The organism is Streptomyces sp. NPDC007025 (assembly GCF_042869455.1).
GTDB lineage: Bacteria > Actinomycetota > Actinomycetes > Streptomycetales > Streptomycetaceae > Streptomyces.
Genome location: NZ_JBIAFT010000003.1, coordinates 231070 through 246378 on the forward strand (window position 1 = coordinate 231070; position 15309 = coordinate 246378).

The 15309-nt window shown below is 73.1% G+C and carries 16 protein-coding genes; 5 read left to right on the forward strand and 11 right to left on the reverse strand.

What is annotated here, in order from left to right:
• Positions 1–165: 165 nt before the first annotated feature.
• The 3 genes from ACFYMO_RS07415 to ACFYMO_RS07425 all read left to right on the forward strand — a co-directional run bounded on the left by ACFYMO_RS07415 (position 166) and on the right by ACFYMO_RS07425 (position 3663).
• Complete coding sequence (locus tag ACFYMO_RS07415) at positions 166–1800, forward strand: multicopper oxidase domain-containing protein (protein WP_366772236.1); 1635 nt, start codon at positions 166–168, stop codon at positions 1798–1800.
• Positions 1801–1866: 66 nt separating this feature from the next.
• Complete coding sequence (locus ACFYMO_RS07420; RefSeq protein ID WP_388544903.1) at positions 1867–2571, forward strand: SDR family NAD(P)-dependent oxidoreductase; 705 nt, start codon at positions 1867–1869, stop codon at positions 2569–2571.
• Positions 2572–2730: 159 nt separating this feature from the next.
• Entirely contained in the window at positions 2731–3663 is a 933-nt protein-coding gene (locus ACFYMO_RS07425; protein ID WP_366772234.1) for a hypothetical protein, read from the forward strand.
• Between the two features lie 184 nt (positions 3664–3847).
• Here the strand turns inward: ACFYMO_RS07425 and ACFYMO_RS07430 are convergent, their stop codons facing one another.
• From ACFYMO_RS07430 to ACFYMO_RS07480, 11 genes are all read right to left on the reverse strand, one after another.
• Positions 3848–5197, reverse strand: coding sequence for an acetyl/propionyl/methylcrotonyl-CoA carboxylase subunit alpha (locus tag ACFYMO_RS07430; RefSeq protein ID WP_388544906.1), 1350 nt, complete (start codon positions 5195–5197; stop codon positions 3848–3850).
• The gene (locus tag ACFYMO_RS07435) at positions 5194–5748 is read right to left on the reverse strand and encodes an acetyl-CoA carboxylase biotin carboxyl carrier protein subunit (protein WP_276474788.1); all 555 of its coding nucleotides are present in this window, start codon (positions 5746–5748) and stop codon (positions 5194–5196) included. Before ACFYMO_RS07435 ends, ACFYMO_RS07430 begins: the two co-directional genes overlap by 4 nt.
• Positions 5749–5903: 155 nt before the next feature.
• Entirely contained in the window at positions 5904–7595 is a 1692-nt protein-coding gene (gene accD, locus ACFYMO_RS07440) for an acetyl-CoA carboxylase, carboxyltransferase subunit beta (RefSeq protein ID WP_366772232.1), read from the reverse strand.
• A gap of 34 nt (positions 7596–7629) precedes the next feature.
• The gene (locus ACFYMO_RS07445; protein ID WP_366772231.1) at positions 7630–7941 is read right to left on the reverse strand and encodes an antibiotic biosynthesis monooxygenase family protein; all 312 of its coding nucleotides are present in this window, start codon (positions 7939–7941) and stop codon (positions 7630–7632) included.
• Positions 7931–8275, reverse strand: a complete 345-nt coding sequence (locus ACFYMO_RS07450; protein ID WP_019358446.1) for an antibiotic biosynthesis monooxygenase — start codon at positions 8273–8275, stop codon at positions 7931–7933. Before ACFYMO_RS07450 ends, ACFYMO_RS07445 begins: the two co-directional genes overlap by 11 nt.
• Positions 8275–9027 (reverse strand): SDR family NAD(P)-dependent oxidoreductase, encoded by a 753-nt coding sequence (locus ACFYMO_RS07455; RefSeq protein WP_019358447.1) that lies wholly within the window; start codon positions 9025–9027, stop codon positions 8275–8277. Before ACFYMO_RS07455 ends, ACFYMO_RS07450 begins: the two co-directional genes overlap by 1 nt.
• 34 nt (positions 9028–9061) lie before the next feature.
• Complete coding sequence (locus ACFYMO_RS07460; protein WP_366772230.1) at positions 9062–9523, reverse strand: DUF1772 domain-containing protein; 462 nt, start codon at positions 9521–9523, stop codon at positions 9062–9064.
• Positions 9520–10014, reverse strand: a complete 495-nt coding sequence (locus ACFYMO_RS07465) for an SRPBCC family protein (RefSeq protein WP_366772229.1) — start codon at positions 10012–10014, stop codon at positions 9520–9522. The genes ACFYMO_RS07460 and ACFYMO_RS07465 overlap by 4 nt, the downstream gene beginning before the upstream one ends.
• A gap of 12 nt (positions 10015–10026) precedes the next feature.
• Entirely contained in the window at positions 10027–11331 is a 1305-nt protein-coding gene (locus ACFYMO_RS07470) for a ketosynthase chain-length factor (RefSeq protein ID WP_366772228.1), read from the reverse strand.
• Positions 11328–12635, reverse strand: coding sequence for a beta-ketoacyl synthase (locus ACFYMO_RS07475; RefSeq protein WP_027759556.1), 1308 nt, complete (start codon positions 12633–12635; stop codon positions 11328–11330). The genes ACFYMO_RS07470 and ACFYMO_RS07475 overlap by 4 nt, the downstream gene beginning before the upstream one ends.
• Complete coding sequence (locus ACFYMO_RS07480) at positions 12632–13066, reverse strand: cupin domain-containing protein (protein ID WP_019358452.1); 435 nt, start codon at positions 13064–13066, stop codon at positions 12632–12634. Before ACFYMO_RS07480 ends, ACFYMO_RS07475 begins: the two co-directional genes overlap by 4 nt.
• Positions 13067–13347: 281 nt before the next feature.
• Between ACFYMO_RS07480 and ACFYMO_RS07485 the strand changes: the two genes are divergently transcribed.
• Both ACFYMO_RS07485 and ACFYMO_RS07490 read left to right on the forward strand, forming a co-directional pair.
• Complete coding sequence (locus ACFYMO_RS07485; protein ID WP_388544915.1) at positions 13348–13725, forward strand: SchA/CurD-like domain-containing protein; 378 nt, start codon at positions 13348–13350, stop codon at positions 13723–13725.
• A gap of 76 nt (positions 13726–13801) precedes the next feature.
• Positions 13802–15250: a multicopper oxidase family protein gene (locus ACFYMO_RS07490; protein ID WP_388544918.1), complete on the forward strand. Its 1449-nt coding sequence runs from the start codon at positions 13802–13804 to the stop codon at positions 15248–15250.
• Positions 15251–15309 lie beyond the last annotated feature (59 nt).

Genomic DNA, 15309 nt, shown 5'->3' on the forward strand with positions numbered 1-15309 from the left:
GCCGTGCGTACAGCCTGGCCAGGGCCGCTGGAGAACGGCTCGAGCGAGGTTGTAGCCGCTCCGGGACGCGCCGGGCAAGGGGCATCGGCGCGCGCTCCACCGCCACTCCAGGGACAGTCGAGTCAACGGCCGGACGCTGGCCGGATGACCGGCCACCATGGTCCGATGACCAGCGAACCGGACAACGAGCAGCGGCCGCGCCGGGCCGGGAAGAAGAAGCGCGACGCCGACGGCGGACCGCCCTCGCGCGGCCGGCGGATCCGCCGCCGCGCCCTGCTGACCGCGGGCGGCACGCTGGGCGCGGGTGTGGTGGTGGGCGGTGCGTACGCCGTCAACTTCGCGGTCGTCTACGGCAACCGCAAGCTGACCAACGTCGGGGAGCTGACGTTCGAGAACCCGCTGCGCGTCCCCCGGCTGCTGGAGGGCCGCAAGAGCGGCGGGGACCGGCTGTTCGAGCTCACGGCGCGGCCGGGCAGCAGCGAGTTGCTGCCCGGCAAGCAGACCCCGACCTGGGGCATCAACGGGCCGTTCCTGGCGCCCACGCTGCGGGCCCGGCGCGGGGAGACGGTGCGGGTCGCCTACGACAACCGGCTGCCGGAGGCCACCACCCTGCACTGGCACGGGATGCACCTGCCGGCGGTGATGGACGGCGGCCCGCACCAGACGGTGCAGCCGGGCGCCGTCTGGAAGCCGCGCTGGAAGATCGAGCAGCCCGCCGCGACGCTCTGGTACCACCCCCACCCGCACGGGGCCACGGCCGAGCACGTGACACGCGGCATCGCGGGCATGTTCCTGGTGGACGACGAGAAGGACGCCGAGGAGCGCACGGGCCTGCCGCGCGACTACGGGGTGGACGACATCCCGCTGATCGTGCAGGACCGCAGCTTCGCGGACGACGGCACGATGGAGCTGCGCGGCGCCTCCACCCTGGAGAGTTTCGCCGGGGTGGGCAGCGTGGGGGTGCTGGGCGACACGATTCTGGTCAACGGGGTGCACGACCCGCATCTGAAGGTGACCACCACGCTGGTGCGGCTGCGGGTACTGAACGCCTCCAACGCGCGCGTCTACAACTTCGGCTTCACCGACGACCGCGAGTTCCACCTGGTGGCCCAGGAGAACGGGCTGCTGGAGCGCCCGGTGCCGCTGCGGCGGCTGCAGCTCATGGCCGCCGAGCGCGCCGAGATCGTGGTGCGGATGGAGCCGGGCAGGACCGCGCTGCTGCGCAGCTTCCCGCCCGACCTGGGGCTCGGCTTCCCCACCGACCGGATGGACGGCGGCCAGGACACCTTCGACATCCTTCAGCTGCGCCCCGCGGCGAAGCTGACCAGGTCGCAGCCGCTGCCCGAGCGGCTGCGGGACGTGCCGCGCCCGGTCGAGGTGCCGAAGGGCGCGACCGTGCGCAGGTTCCGGATGAACGGGACCCAGATCAACGGCAAGGCCATGGAGATGGCACGGGTGGACGTGGTCGCCCCCGCCGAAGCGGTGGAGGTGTGGGAGTTCACCGGTTCGAGCGATGGGATGCACAGCATCCATGTGCACGGCACCGGCTTCAACGTCCTGGAGTACCGGGGGCGGAAGCCGCCCGCGCGGCTGCGGGGCCAGAAGGACACCGTCCACGTCCCGGCCGGCGGCACGGTGCGGCTCGCGGTCCCGCTGCCGCGCTGGGTGGACACCGAGTACCCCTACATGTACCACTGCCACGTCCTCACCCATGAGGACCAGGGCATGATGGGGCAGTTCACGATCGCCCGGCCCGGCTCCGAGTCCCAGGCCCCGCGCTGGATCTCCGACCACCACTGACCACGTGCAGAGCGTCCGCGGCGACCGGCCGCGGCACGCGCATCCGTCGAGATCCCGGAGGCCGAGATGAACAGCAGCAGCACTCCCCCGACCGGACCGCGCACCGCGCTGGTGACCGGGGCCAACCGCGGACTCGGGCAGGCGGTGGCCGCCGCGCTGCACGAGGCCGGGCATCGGGTGGTGGTCGCCGCCCGGGACGCGGAGGCCGCCGCGAAGGCGGCCGCCGAACTGGGCGAGGGGGCACGGTCCGCGGTGCTGGACGTGACGGAGACCGGGGCGGCCGAGCGGGCTGCCGCGCGGCTGGGCCCGGTCGACATCCTGGTCAACAACGCGGGCGTGCAGCTGGACTGGGGGGAGCGGCCAACCGCGCTGGACCTGTCGCTGGTCGAGCGCACCTTGGAGGTGAACCTGCTGGGCACCTGGCGGGTCTGCCAGTCCTTCGTCCCCGGCATGGTGGCACGGGGCTGGGGGCGGGTGGTCAACATCTCCAGCGGCACCGGCTCGTTCAGCAACGGGATCGCCGCCATGTGCCCGGCCTACTCGGTCTCCAAGACGTCCCTGAACGCGCTGACCGTGATGCTCGCCGAGGAGACCCGGGACACGGGGGTGCTGGTCAACTCGATCAACCCGGGGCTGGTGCGCACCCGGATGCGGCCGACGGCCGAGCAGAGCCCGCAGCAGGCGGCGCGGGACGTGCTGCGCGCCGCGACGCTGCCGGACGGCGGGCCCTCGGGGGTGTTCTTCCGCAAGGACGCCGTCATCGGCTGGTAGCGCTGCCCGTTTCCCGCCCGTTTCGGTGCCGGTCTCGCTGCCCGATGCGGTGCCCGTGTCACCTCTGCCATCACATTTGACACATCCTTGAGCCCGTCGCGGGCGGTCACTTGTTCGCTGGGGACCGGAATTGCCCGTTCGACACGAGGAAGTGTCCGTATGCGCAACTGGAACAGGCGTCGGTTCATCGCCGCGGGCGGCGCGGCGGCCGGCGCGGCCCTGGCCGCCGGGGCCGCACCGGCCCACGCCGCCGCTCCGGCCCAGCAGGCCGCGGCGTGCGAACCGCTCCGCATCGTGACCGGCGAGGAGGATTTCGTCTGCCCGAGCACGGCTCCCCCGGGGGCGACCGTCTTCCAGGTGACCGCCACCAGCTACCGGACCGGGTTCCTCGGACTGGTCCGGCTGCGCGACGGACACGAGGAGAGCGCCTTCCGCGAACTGCTGTACGCGCTCTTCTCGGCGCGGACCCCGCAGGAGACCATCGAGGCGACCCGCGGCCTGATGGCCACCGCCGAGCTGTACGGCGGGGCCGCCGTCCATCCGGGTGCGGTCTCCTACATCACCCCGGTGCTGGAGCCGGGCAGCTATCTGGTGCTGGAGTACCGGGACTTCCAGGGACCGCTGGGCCGCGAGCCGGAGCGGGGGCAGGAGCATGTGCGGACGCTGACCGTCACGGAGCCGGTCACCGCCACGGACGCCGCCGCGGCGGCGGGGAGCGCGGCCACGCTGACCACCCGCGAGACCGCGGAGGGGCCGCGGTTCGAACTGCACGGACAGCCCAGGGCCGGATCCCCGGTCCGGTGCGTCAACCAGGTGACGCAGCCCGACGAGGCGATCATCTACCGCGTCCGGGACGACTCGGTCACCGAGGAGGACGTGCACGCGTTCTTCAATAGTGACATGAGCATGACACCTCCGTTCAGCATCGAAGCCCCCCTGGGCACACCGCCGATCTCCCCCGGCGGAGACATCTGGGTCACCATGCCGACCGAGCCCGGCCGCTATGTGGCCGCCTCCTGGGTCGGCAGCCTGGAGGACGGCCGGCCGATGGCCGCGCACGGCCAGCATCTGATCTTCCACGTCACGGCCTGAGCCCGTTCGCGGAAGGCGGCGGCCGCACCCGGCGGCCGCCGCGCCCGGCCACCGAGCCCCACCGCGGGAGCCGTACCGCACTCCGCGGCACGACTCCCGCGACCGGAACACGCCGGAGCCCCGGCCCCCGTCGAACGGGGCCGGGGCTCCGGCGTGCGCGGTCAGACGCCCGCGGCGCGGTGCCTCATGCGCGGGTGTCCAGGAAGGAGGTGATGTGCCGGCCCGCCCGGAAGACCGGATCGGCGACGATCTCGCGCAGCAGCGGGATGGTCGTGTGCACCCCCGGCCCGGCGATCCGGAACTCGGCCAGCGCCCGGTCCATCCGGTCCAGCGCCTCGTCGCGCTCGGGCGCCCAGCAGACGACCTTCGCCAGCAGCGAGTCGTACTGCGGCGGCACCTTCCAGCCGGCCCGGCCGTGGGTGTCCACCCGCACGAACGGACCGCCCGGCGGAACGAACTCCGCCAGGGTGCCGGGCGCCGGTGCGAAGTCCCGCGCCGGGTCCTCCGCGTTGACCCGGCACTCGACCGCGACGCCCCGCGGCACCAGATCCTCCTGGGACATCCGCAGCGCCTCCCCGGAGGCGACCCGGATCTGCTCGGCCACCAGGTCGACCCCGTAGACCGCCTCGGTGACCGGATGCTCGACCTGGATGCGGCAGTTCATCTCCATGAAGGAGAAGCCCTCGTCGTGCACCAGGAACTCGAAGGTCCCCGCACCCGTGTACCCGATGGCCCGGGCCCCGCGCACCGCGGCACGCGCCATGGCCGAGCGCAACTGCGGATGCAGGCCCGGACCGGGGCTCTCCTCGACCAGTTTCTGGTGCCGCCGCTGCACCGAGCAGTCCCGCTCGCCCAGGTGCAGCACGGTGCCGTGCCCGTCGGCCAGCACCTGCACCTCGATATGGCGGGCGCTGTCGCAGTACCGCTCCATGTAGACCCGGTTGTCGCCGAAGACGGCCTGCGCGGTCGCCCGCGTCTGCCGGTAGGCGGGCAGCAGGTCGGAGGCGTGGCGCACCACGGTCATCCCGCGCCCGCCGCCCCCGGCCGCAGCCTTGATGATGAGCGGATAGCCGATCCGGGACGCCAGGTCGGACGCCTCGGCGGCGCTGTCGACGGTGCCGGGGCTGCCGGGCAGCACCGGCAGCCCCGCGTCCGTCATCAGAGACCGGGCGACGGCCTTGTCGCCCAGCCTGGCCAGCACCTCGGGACGCGGCCCGATGAAGGTCAGCCCGTTCTCCGCGCAGATCTCCGCGAAGTCCGGGTCCTCGGAGAGGAAGCCGTACCCCGGGTGCACCGCGTCGGCGCCGGTGCGCAGCGCCGCCTCGACCACGGCGGGCGCCGAGAGGTACGACTTGCGGGGCGCTCCGGGCCCGATCTGCACGGCGGCGTCCGCCGCGTGCACATGGCTGCTGTCCCGGTCGGCCGTCGAGTGGACGGCCACGGTGCGGATGCCCAGCTCGCGGCAGGTCCGCATGACACGGATCGCGATCTCGCCCCGGTTGGCCACCAGGACGGTGCCGAATCCCACCGTCACACCCCCTCGTCCGAGCCGTCGGCGGCGGTGTCGTCGGGGTCGATCAGCACCAGCGGCTCGCCGTACTCGACGGGCTCGCCGTCCCCGACCAGCACCTCCACCACCCGGCCGCGCCGGGTGGCCGCCAGCGGGTTCATCAGCTTCATCGCCTCGATGATGCCGAGCTGCTGGCCCTCCTCCACATGGTCGCCCGGCTGGACGAAGGCGGGCGCGCCGGGCGCGGGAGCGGCGTAGAAGGTGCCGACGAGCGGCGCGCACTCCCGGTGCCCCTCCAGGACCTCCTCCCCGGCGCCCCCCGCGGCGCCGGGGTCGCCGTGCGGACCGAGTACGGCCTGCGCCGCCGCGGGGGCCCGTTCGTTGTCCCACTCGACCTCGACGCTGGCGGCACCGAGCGCGATCCGCACCCGGCGGGGTTTGTCGGGCCCTACGCGGACCACTTCGGCGATGCTCCGGCAGATGTCGGTCAGGGCCAGGCCGCTGTTGTCGTAGTCCAGGCCGGCGAGCGCATCGTCGGTCTGGGCGCGCGGACTGTCCTGGGTGAGTTCACTCATGAGTGCCTCTCGGTAGTACGTTGCCTTGCGACCTGTGTGCGCCGCGATGGGGCCGGGCCACGGCGGCGGCGGGTGGAGGGCGCCGCCCGGCCAGGGACCGAGGGAGCCGTCCCGGCCGTCGTGCCCGGCGCGTTCGAGTGGCCCGCCGGACACCGCTAGCCGTCCACGAGGCCGAAGGAGCGGAAGCGGCGCCGCCGCGCGGGCACCGGGTCGGCCGTCCCGGCCGCGTCCGGCGCGGTCCGCAGCTCGCGCAGCGCCGCGACGACGGCCCGCCGCACGGAGTCGCTCAGCGCCGCGGTGTCCGTGTGGCCGCCGCCCTCGGGTTCGGGTATCACCCCGTCCACCACGCCGAGCCGCAGCAGCGAGGCCGCGTCCAGCGCCAGCTCGTCGGCGGCGACGGCGGCCTCCGCGGCGTTCTTCCAGAGGATGGCCGCGCAGCCTTCCGGACTGATCACCGAGTAGGTCGCGTTGGCACAGATCAGCACCCGGTCGGCGACGCCCAGCGCGAGCGCCCCGCCGCTGCCGCCCTCCCCGGTGACGACGGCGACGACGGGCACCGGCAGCGACCCCATCAGCCGCAGGTTCTCGGCGATGGCGCCGGACTGGCCCCTCTCCTCGGCGGTCAGCCCCGGGTAGGCGCCCGGGGTGTCGATCAGAGTGACGACGGGAAGCCCCAGTTTGGCCGCCAGACGCATCAGCCGGCCCGCCTTGCGGTAGCCGGCGGGCGAGGGCATGCCGAAGTTGCGGCCGACCAGCTCGGCGGTGGTGTGGCCCTTCTGGTGCCCCACGACCATCACCGGCAGGCCGTCCAGGCAGCCGATCCCGCCGACGATCGACGGGCACTCCTCGCCCGCCCGGTCGCCGTGCAGTTCGACGAAGCCGTCCAGCCAGAAGCCGATGTGCTCCAGCGCGGTGGGCCGCCCGGACTCCCGGGCGAGCTGGACGCAGTCCCAGGCGGGCAGCTGGTCCAGCAACTGGCTGTCGCGGACCACCGGATCCGCCTCGCCGCTCCCCCACGCCGCCGTCGGGCGGTCGGTGACGGTCAGCAGCCGAGCGAGCCGGGCGCGCAGCTCGCCCCGCTCCCACACGTCGTCCACCAGCCCGTGCTCGCGCAGGAACTCGGCGGTCTGGAACCCGTCGGGCAGCTGCTGGCGGATGGTCTGCTCGATGACGCGCGGCCCGGCGAACCCCATCCGGGCGCCGGGCTCGGCGACCACCACGTCGGAGAGTGTGGCGAAGGACGCGGCGACCCCGCCGTAGGTCGGGTCGGTGACCAGAGTGACGGTCAGCAGCCCGGCCTCGTCCAACTGGGCGAGTGCGTTGCTGGTCTTGGCCATCTGCATCAGGGACAGCGCCCCCTCCTGCATACGGGCCCCGCCGGACGCGGTGACCAGCAGCAGCGGGGTGCGGTCCCGCAGCGCGTGCTCGGCGGCGGTGGTGACCGCCTCGCCCGCCGCGACGCCCAGACTGCCGCCGAAGAAGCGGAAGTCCATGACGGCGGCGGTCAGCGGGCGCCCCTCGATCCTGCCCCGCACCGCCAGGACCGCGTCCTGCTGGCCCGTGCGGTGGCGGGCCTGCTGGAGCCGTTCGGCGTAGGGGCGCTGATCCACGAAGTCGAGGGGATTGTGCTGGGTCGCGGGGACGTCGAGGTGCTGGACGCTGCCCTCGTCGAAGAGCTGCGCTATCCGCGCGGGCGCGTCCAGGCGGGCGTGCGCTCCGCACTCGGGGCACACGTGCAGCAGCCGCGTGTACCGCTTTCCGTAGACGAGGGAGCGGCAGTTGGTGCACGAGACCCAGGAAGGCCGTTCCGTCGGCGGCGCCCCGGTGGGCGCGGTGGAAGTTGTCATGGGTGTCCCTTGCGTTCGCGGCGGCGCGCGGCGGTCAGTAGGTGGCCTCTACCTCGTAGATGCCGAACGGGACCTGCAGGCGGGTGTCCCGGTAGGGGCGCAGCGGCGCCGTGTCGTCCTTGTGCCCGGCGCCCTCCTCCCAGGCCCGGAAGGCCGCCGGGTCCGACCAGCGGCTGACGACGACGAGCGCGGTCGGGTCGGCGGGAGAGCGCAGCAGCTCGTTGCCGAGCATCCCGGGCACCTCCGCCATCCGCTTGCTGACCTGGTGGTACGCCGCGCGCACCGCGGCCAGCTGCTCGTCGTCGTAGGCCGCCTGGTACACCAGTACGCGGACCTCAGTGGGCATCCGTGCCCGCCTTGCCCGGTACGTGGGCGACGACGGTCATCGTGTTGAAGGAGCCCTGGGAGCGGAAGGGGTGCAGCCGCTCGCGGTGGGCGAGATGCGCGTCGCTGGTCTCGAACTCGCGGAACCCTGGTTCGTCCACCCAGTCGCTGACGATGTAGTAGGTGGACTCCTCGTCGGCCGACTTGGACAGCCACTGGCCCAGGCAGGCGGGGTGGCCGGTGACGGCCTCGGTGCTGCCCCGCCACGTCTTCTCGAAGTCGGCCTCCATACCGGGGTTGATCTGCATCCGCAGCAGTACCCGGAACTGGCCCTCGGTCCTGGCTTCCGTGCTCATCAGGAAATCCCTCCGTCCACGCCGATGGTGGCGCCGGTCACGTAGCGGGAGAGGTCGCTGGCCAGCCACAGGATCGCGCCGGCGACCTCGTCGGGGGTGCCGAGCCGGCCCAGCGCGGTCTTGGCGCTGTACCGCTCGATCATGAGTTTCTGCTGTTCCTCGGGCATCTTGTGCAGGTTCTCGGTCTCGATGACGCCGAGCGCGACGACGTTGAAGCGGATGCCCTTGCTGCCGAACTCCTTGGCCAGCGAGCGGTTCAGGCCGACCAGGGCGGCCTTGGTCGCGGTGTAGTGGGACCGCAGCGGGATGCCCGCCTCGACGGCCTTGGAGCCGATGCTGACCACCGAGGCGCCCTCGTCCAGCAGCGGCAGCGCCGCCTGGATGACCAGGTGGACGCCGGTGAGGTTGGTGTCGACGATGCGCCGCCACTCCTCCAGCGGCAGTTCGGTGTAGGGGATGTGGCTGATGGCACCGGCGTTGTTGACCACCAGGTCGAGGCGGCCCCAGCGGGTGCGGGCCTCGTCGATCAGCGCGCCGACGCTGTCGGGGTCGGAGACGTCGGCGCAGACCACGTGGTGGTCGCCGTCGGTCTCCTTGAGCGCGGCCTCCAGCGAGGCCACGGCCTCGCTCTCGTTCCGGTAGCAGGTCAGCACGTCGGCGCCGGCCTCGGCCAGGGCGAGCGCGACGCCCCGCCCCACTCCCCTGGTACCTCCGGTGACCAGGGCCTTCTTGCCCTTGAGGCCGAGATCCATGGGTTCCTCCTTGAACGGTTCGGACGGTGGGATGTCACAGCAGCAGCGTGAGGGCGGCGCAGTTGGCGACCAGGGCGAGGACGGTCAGCGCGCTGCGGCGCTGGTTCCAGGCGCCCCAGCGCCAGCGCGGATCCCGCTCGGCGAAGTCGGCGGGCAGGTTGTCCGGGTCGAGCGTGCGCACCCATCGGTTGACGGGGACATTCTTGGTGAGCGAGATGACGACGGTGCCGGCCGCCAGCACGGCGGCCGCGGCGAACAGGCCGCGGGCCGCCGCGTGCGGACTGGCCGCCAGCAGCCATCCGTCCCCGGCGAGGGTGCCGAGCAGGCAGATCGGCATGGCCGGGTCGTAGCGGGTGGCGAAGAAGGCGTGCGCGTGCACGTACCGGTCGGCGGGCAGCGCCGCCAGCAGCGGCCAGCCGCCGAGCTGGGTGCCGAACAGCACGCCGGCGGCCAGCCCGTTGAGCAGGACGACGAGCGGAGCGAGGTAGGCGATCACTTCCGCTCCGCCGCTGCCTTCGCTCCGGGCGCCTTCGCCGCTTCTTCGACTTTCCCCTTGATGAGGTTCATCTGCACCGGGGTGTTGCGGTTGAGGCGCTCGGTCATGCCCTCGTCGGTGACGGGAGCGGCGTCCTTCATGTGGAAGTCCTGGACCCAGCGCATCCGCACGCCGTCGCCCTCGGGCAGGTACTCCCAGTAGATGTTCATGTACTCGAAGGGCCCGGTCTCCACCCGGTGGGCCCGCACCTGGCGCGCCGCGGGGTCGACGACCCGCTTGGAGACCCAGCTCCAGACGTTGCCGTTCTCGTCGGGGTGCATGGTGAGCCGGAAGAGGAACTCCCGGCCTTCGTCCACGTCCTTCTCCTCCAGCACCTCGACAGCCGCGTACTCGCTGTAGAGCTGCGTCCAGGACCTGAGGTCGTTCGTCATGTCCCAGACCAGGTCCATGGGCGCGTCGATGACGATGCTGTTGTCGGTGTGGCCCGCCATGGCGGTCCCTCCTCACTTCTCGTTGTCTCCCGGCACGTCCTGCTGCGGGTGGCCCAGCACGAGCGCCGCGTTGAAGCCGCCGTGACCGCGCGCGACGACCAGCGCGGTGCGCAGTCCGGCCCGACGGGGCTCGCCGAGCACCAGGTCGATCTCGTATCCGGACGCGGGCGCCGCGGGGCCCACGGTGTGCGGGACGACCTGGTCGCGCAGCGCCAGCAGCGCGGTGGCGGCGTCCAGTGCCGCACCGCCGCCGTAGAGCCGTCCGGTCAGCGTCTTGGGCGCGGTCACCGGCACCCCGCGCGGCCCGAACACCTCGGCCAGCGCCGCGGCTTCGGCGCGGTCGGCGTCCGGGACGCCCAGCGCGTCGGCGAAGACCACGTCCACCGCGGCCGCGTCCAGCCCGGCGTCCGCGAGCGCGGAGCGCACGGTGCGGGCCAGCACGGGTCCGCGGTCGGAGCCCGGCGGCGGGTCGAACGCGGCGGCGTAGCCGAGCACCCGGCCGTAGCCGGGTCCGGCGCCGCGGGCCTCGGCCGCGTCGGCGTCCTCGACGACCAGCAGCGCTCCGCCCTCGCCGGGCAGATATCCCGACGCTTCCGCGTCGAAGGGCAGATAGGCGCGCGCCGGATCCTGCACGGTGGACAGCTGGCCGGTGGTCAGCTGCGCGGTCAGCCCGTAGGGGCAGAGCGAGGCGTCGGTGCCGCCCGTCATCACCAGCTTGGCGCCGGTGCGGATCAGCCGCCGGGCCTGGCCGATCGCGTCCAGCCCGCCGGCCTGTTCGCAGCACAGCACCCCGCAGGGTCCGCGCAGCCCGTGCCGGATGGAGATCTGGCCGGTGGTGGCCGCGTAGAACCAGGCGATGGACTGGTAGGCGCCCACCCAGTCGGGGGCATGCTGGTAGAGGTTCTCCATCTCGTGCTGGCCGAACTCGGTGCCGCCCGAGGAGCTGGAGGTGACCACGGCCATCTCGTACTCGGGCAGTTCGGCGGGGACGGCCCCGGCATCGGCGATGGCGGCCTCCGCTGCCGCCAGTCCCAGGTGGGTCCAGCGGTCGGTCTGCGAGATGAGCCTGCTGGGGACCCGCTCCTTGGCCACGAACCCGGGCACCTGGCCGGCCAGCTTCACCGGGTAGGGCGCCGGGTCGAACAGGGTGATCCGGTCGATGGCGGAGCGGCCGGCCAGCACCGCGCTCCAGTGCTCCTCGGTGCCGATGCCGGTGGGCGCCAGGACGCCGAGGCCGGTGACCACGGGGGCGCGGACCGGGGTGGTGACGCCGGTCGCGGAGACCGGCGCCTGGCTGGTGGCGGTCGGAGGTGTCATGCCGCTCTCCCCTCCCCCTGGTGGTCGACGACTCCGGGGCGGGCCAGCACGGTGGCGCTCTGGAAGCCGCCGAACCCGCTGCCGACGCTGAGCACCACGTCCATGGGGTGCTCGCGTGCGGTCCGCGGGACGTAGTCCAGGTCGCACTCGGGGTCGGGGTGGTGCAGGTTGGCGGTGGGCGGCACGACCTGCCGGTCGAGCGCCAGCGCGCAGGCCGCCACCTCGATCGAGCCGATGGCGCCCAGCGAGTGGCCCACCATGGACTTGATGGAGCTGACCGGGATCCGGTAGGCGTGCTCCCCGAGGCTGCGTTTGAAGGCGGCCGTCTCGTGCCGGTCGTTCTGCTTGGTGCCGGAGCCGTGCGCGTTGATGTAGTCGACGGCGGTCGGATCGAGCCGGGCCCGGTCCAGGCAGACCCGGATGGCCTCGGCCATCTCGCGTCCGTTGGCCTTCAGCCCGGTCATGTGGAAGGCGTTGCTGCGGCCCGCGTAGCCGACGATCTCCCCGTAGACACGCGCCCCGCGCGCCTCGGCCGCCGACTTCTCCTCCAGGACGAGCACGGCGGCGCCCTCGCCCAGGACGAAGCCGTCCCGCTGGGCGTCGAAGGGGCGGGAGGCGTGCTCGGGATCGTCGTTGTTGGGCGAGGTGGCCTTGATGGCGTCGAAGCAGGCGGAGGTGATCGGGGAGAGCGGCGCGTCCGTCGCCCCGGCCAGCACCACGTCGGAGCTGCCCTCCTCGATGAGCTGCACGCCGTGCCCGATGGAGTCCAGGCCCGAGGTGCAGCCGGTGGAGATCAGCGCGACCGGCCCTTCGGCGGCGACCTCCCAGGCCACCTCCACGGCGAGGGTGGAGGGCACCATGTAGCCGTACAGGTGCGGCATCCCGTAGGTGTGGTCGACCAGCCAGTGCTTCCCGGCGTCGCTGAGCAGGACGTACTCCTCCTCCAGGCCCATGGTGCAGCCCACGGCGCTGCCGATGCTCACCCCGGTGCGGGCCGGGTCGGCGGCGGCGAAGTCGTACCCGCTGTCCTCGACGGCCTCCCGGGCGCTGACGACGGCGAACTGGGCGGCCCGGTCCATCCGCCGGATCTGCCGCGCGTCCAGCCCGGCGGCCACCGGGTCGAAGTCGGCCTCGGCCGCCATCCGGGAGCGGAAGCCGGCGGGGTCGAACAGGGAGATCCGGCGGGTGGCGGTGCGGCCGTCGGACAGCAGCTTCCAGAACGCCTCCCGGCCCACTCCGCCGGGCGCGACCACGCCGACCCCGGTGACCACCGCGCGGCGGCCGGCGGCTGCCCCGGTGGTCACGAGGCACCGCCGACCGGCGGGTTGGGCTGCTGGGGCCGGGCCACCTGCTCGGTGTCCACGTGTCCCAGGTCGGGCCGGGGCGCCAGCGGCGAGAGGTGGAAGGCGGCGTGCGCGCTCTCGGTGCCGGTGTTCACCAGCCGGTGGCGCACCCCGATGGGCACCAGCAGCGAGTCGCCCGGCCCGAGCTGCACGACCTGCCCGTCCATCGTCATCTCCAGCCGCCCGGTGACGACGTGCAGGAACTCCTCGGAGTAGGGGTGGTAGTGCTCGGTGACGTGCTCGCCCGGCGCCAGGTTCAGCACCCCGCCGAATCCGCTGGTGCATCCCGTGGTCTTCGGGCTGAGCGTGGTCCTGATGTCGCCGCCGCGCCGGGTGTTGGCCTCGACGTCGTCGGCGTGCACCCGGACGGTGCGCGTGATCTCGGTGGTCACTGACCCCGCCTCCTCATCGGCTGTCATGGGCTGGCGTTCCGCCTGGCGGCCGGTGTCTCGCCCCCGGCGTCCCGCGGGTCCGCAGCGCGGTGCACCGTCGCAGCCGGGCCTAGACGGCTGCTCGAACCGGCGTCGACGCGGCGGAGCGCCCGGGGGCGCGACGGCGGGGCGCTCGGGGGTGCCGCCGGGGTGCGAGGAGGACTCGAGCCACCGGCGAGCGCGGTGCGGCGAGATGGCGCCCGCGGGGGACCCCCGCGTCCGCGACCTGCGAGGAGCAGCCCATGCCGTTCGCCGCCATCACCTACGACATCAAGGCGGGCCACGAGAAGGAGATCTCGGAGATCTTCGGCAACTTCCGGCGGGTGAACTCACCTATCGTGCGGGACGGTGCGGGCGGCGAGACCGCGCGCATCCTGTCCACCGCGGTCTTCATCCGGGACGCCACGATGGTGCGGGTCATCGAGTACGAGGGCGACCTGGACGCCGTCGCCCGCCACATGGCCACCCAGCCCGGGGTGCGGGAGGTGGAGGAGAAGCTGGCCCCCTACCTGTCCCGGCCCCGTACGACCGACACCGTCGAGGGCTTCGTCGCCACGTTCCGCCGCTCCCTGCTGACCTGCATGGCGCAGATGTCGGTCCGGGACCTCCCTGCCGCCTGACCCGGCCGCCCGGGACCTGCTTCGACCCGCATGCGGCCCACAGGACATCCGAGACCCACAACGGGAGGAACTCTCCGTGCCCACACGCAGAAACCTGCTCCGGGCCGCCACCGCGGCCGGGGTGCTGGCGGCCGCACCGGGCGGTCTCGCCACCGGGGCGCAGGCCGCGGCCCCGCGCCCTCGCAGCCGCACGGCCGGGAAGGCCCCTTCGGCCGGGGCGCCGTTCACCGTGCCGCTGGAAGTGCAGCGGCCGATCCGGCCGCTGCGGCTGGCGGGCCACGACTTCTACCGGCTCACGACCCGGGAGGCGGACGCCGGTCTGCTGCCGGGCACCGCGACCCGGATCCGCTCCTTCAACGGCCGGATCAGCCCGCTGATCATGGCCGAACGGGGCAGGCCCGTGCTGGTCGAGCAGGTCAACCGGATGGACGTGCCCTTCTCGATGCACCTGCACGGCGGGCACACCCCGCAGCGCTACGACGGGCACCCCATGTACCAGCTCGAACCCGGTGAGCGGCGGATCTTCCGCTACCCGAACGAGCAGGACGCGGCGACGCTGTGGCTGCACGACCACTCGCACGAGCAGCACGCGGAGAACATCTACCGCGGGCTGGCGGCGACCTACCTGCTCACCGACGAGTTCGAGCGGCGCCTCCCGCTGCCCAAGGGGCGCTACGACGTGGCGCTGCAACTGCGCGACGCGCAGTTCGCGGACGACGGCGCGCTGGTGTGGGATCTGCACGGCTTCCGGGAACGGCACACGGTGCTGGTCAACGGGCGGCCCCGGCCCTACTTCGAGGTGGCGGCGCGCAAGTACCGGCTGCGGCTGGTCAACACCTCCAACGAGCGGGTCTTCAGTCTCCAGCTGGGCGAGGGCGAGGAGTTCACCCACATCGGGACCGACGGGGGGCTGCTCCCCGCGCCCGTCCCCACCCGGATGCTGCAACTGTGGCCGGGCGAGCGGCAGGAGATCGTCGTCGACTTCGCCCGCTACGGGGTGGGCCGCCGGCTGGTGCTCGGCAACGCCCACCCCTACGAGGGCGAGGCGCCGGAGGTGATGCGGTTCGACGTGGTCCGCCGGGCCGGCGACCCCAGCGAGGTGCCCGAGACGCTGCGGCCGGTGCCGGACCTGGGGACCTCCGCCGTCGAGCGGAAGTTCACCATGGCGTTCGATCCGAGGACGGGCCAGCATCTGATCAACGGCAAGCCGTTCGACATGCACCGGGTGGACATCCGGCCCCGGCTGGGTGTCGCCGAGACCTGGAAGATCGTCAACGGCGACGGCGAGCTGGGCATCCCGCACTCGATGCATCCCCACCTGGACGGGTTCCGGATCCTGGACCGGAACGGGAAGCCGCCCGCGGCCGGCGAGGCCGGACTGAAGGACGTGGTCGCGGTGCCCGCGGGCGAGTCGGTACGGATCCAGGTGCGCTTCACCGAGCACACGGGGCTGTACATGTACCACTGCCACATGCTGAGTCACGCGCAGATGGGCATGATGGGCCAGATGGAGATCGTCCGCTGACGGCACTCCCGGGGGAACCTCCCGGCCCCGGCATCCGCGATACGCCCGCAGCGCCCCGG

Bases quoted from the DNA above. Each gene is read 5' to 3' on its own strand.
- ACFYMO_RS07415 (WP_366772236.1), top strand. From the start codon at position 166: ATGACCAGCGAACCGGACAACGAGCAGCGGCCGCGCCGGGCCGGGAAG.
- ACFYMO_RS07420 (WP_388544903.1), top strand. From the start codon at position 1,867: ATGAACAGCAGCAGCACTCCCCCGACCGGACCGCGCACCGCGCTGGTG.
- ACFYMO_RS07425 (WP_366772234.1), top strand. From the start codon at position 2,731: ATGCGCAACTGGAACAGGCGTCGGTTCATCGCCGCGGGCGGCGCGGCG.
- ACFYMO_RS07435 (WP_276474788.1), bottom strand. From the start codon at position 5,748: ATGAGTGAACTCACCCAGGACAGTCCGCGCGCCCAGACCGACGATGCG.
- accD (WP_366772232.1), bottom strand. From the start codon at position 7,595: ATGACAACTTCCACCGCGCCCACCGGGGCGCCGCCGACGGAACGGCCT.
- ACFYMO_RS07445 (WP_366772231.1), bottom strand. From the start codon at position 7,941: ATGCCCACTGAGGTCCGCGTACTGGTGTACCAGGCGGCCTACGACGAC.
- ACFYMO_RS07450 (WP_019358446.1), bottom strand. From the start codon at position 8,275: ATGAGCACGGAAGCCAGGACCGAGGGCCAGTTCCGGGTACTGCTGCGG.
- ACFYMO_RS07455 (WP_019358447.1), bottom strand. From the start codon at position 9,027: ATGGATCTCGGCCTCAAGGGCAAGAAGGCCCTGGTCACCGGAGGTACC.
- ACFYMO_RS07465 (WP_366772229.1), bottom strand. From the start codon at position 10,014: ATGGCGGGCCACACCGACAACAGCATCGTCATCGACGCGCCCATGGAC.
- ACFYMO_RS07470 (WP_366772228.1), bottom strand. From the start codon at position 11,331: ATGACACCTCCGACCGCCACCAGCCAGGCGCCGGTCTCCGCGACCGGC.
- ACFYMO_RS07485 (WP_388544915.1), top strand. From the start codon at position 13,348: ATGCCGTTCGCCGCCATCACCTACGACATCAAGGCGGGCCACGAGAAG.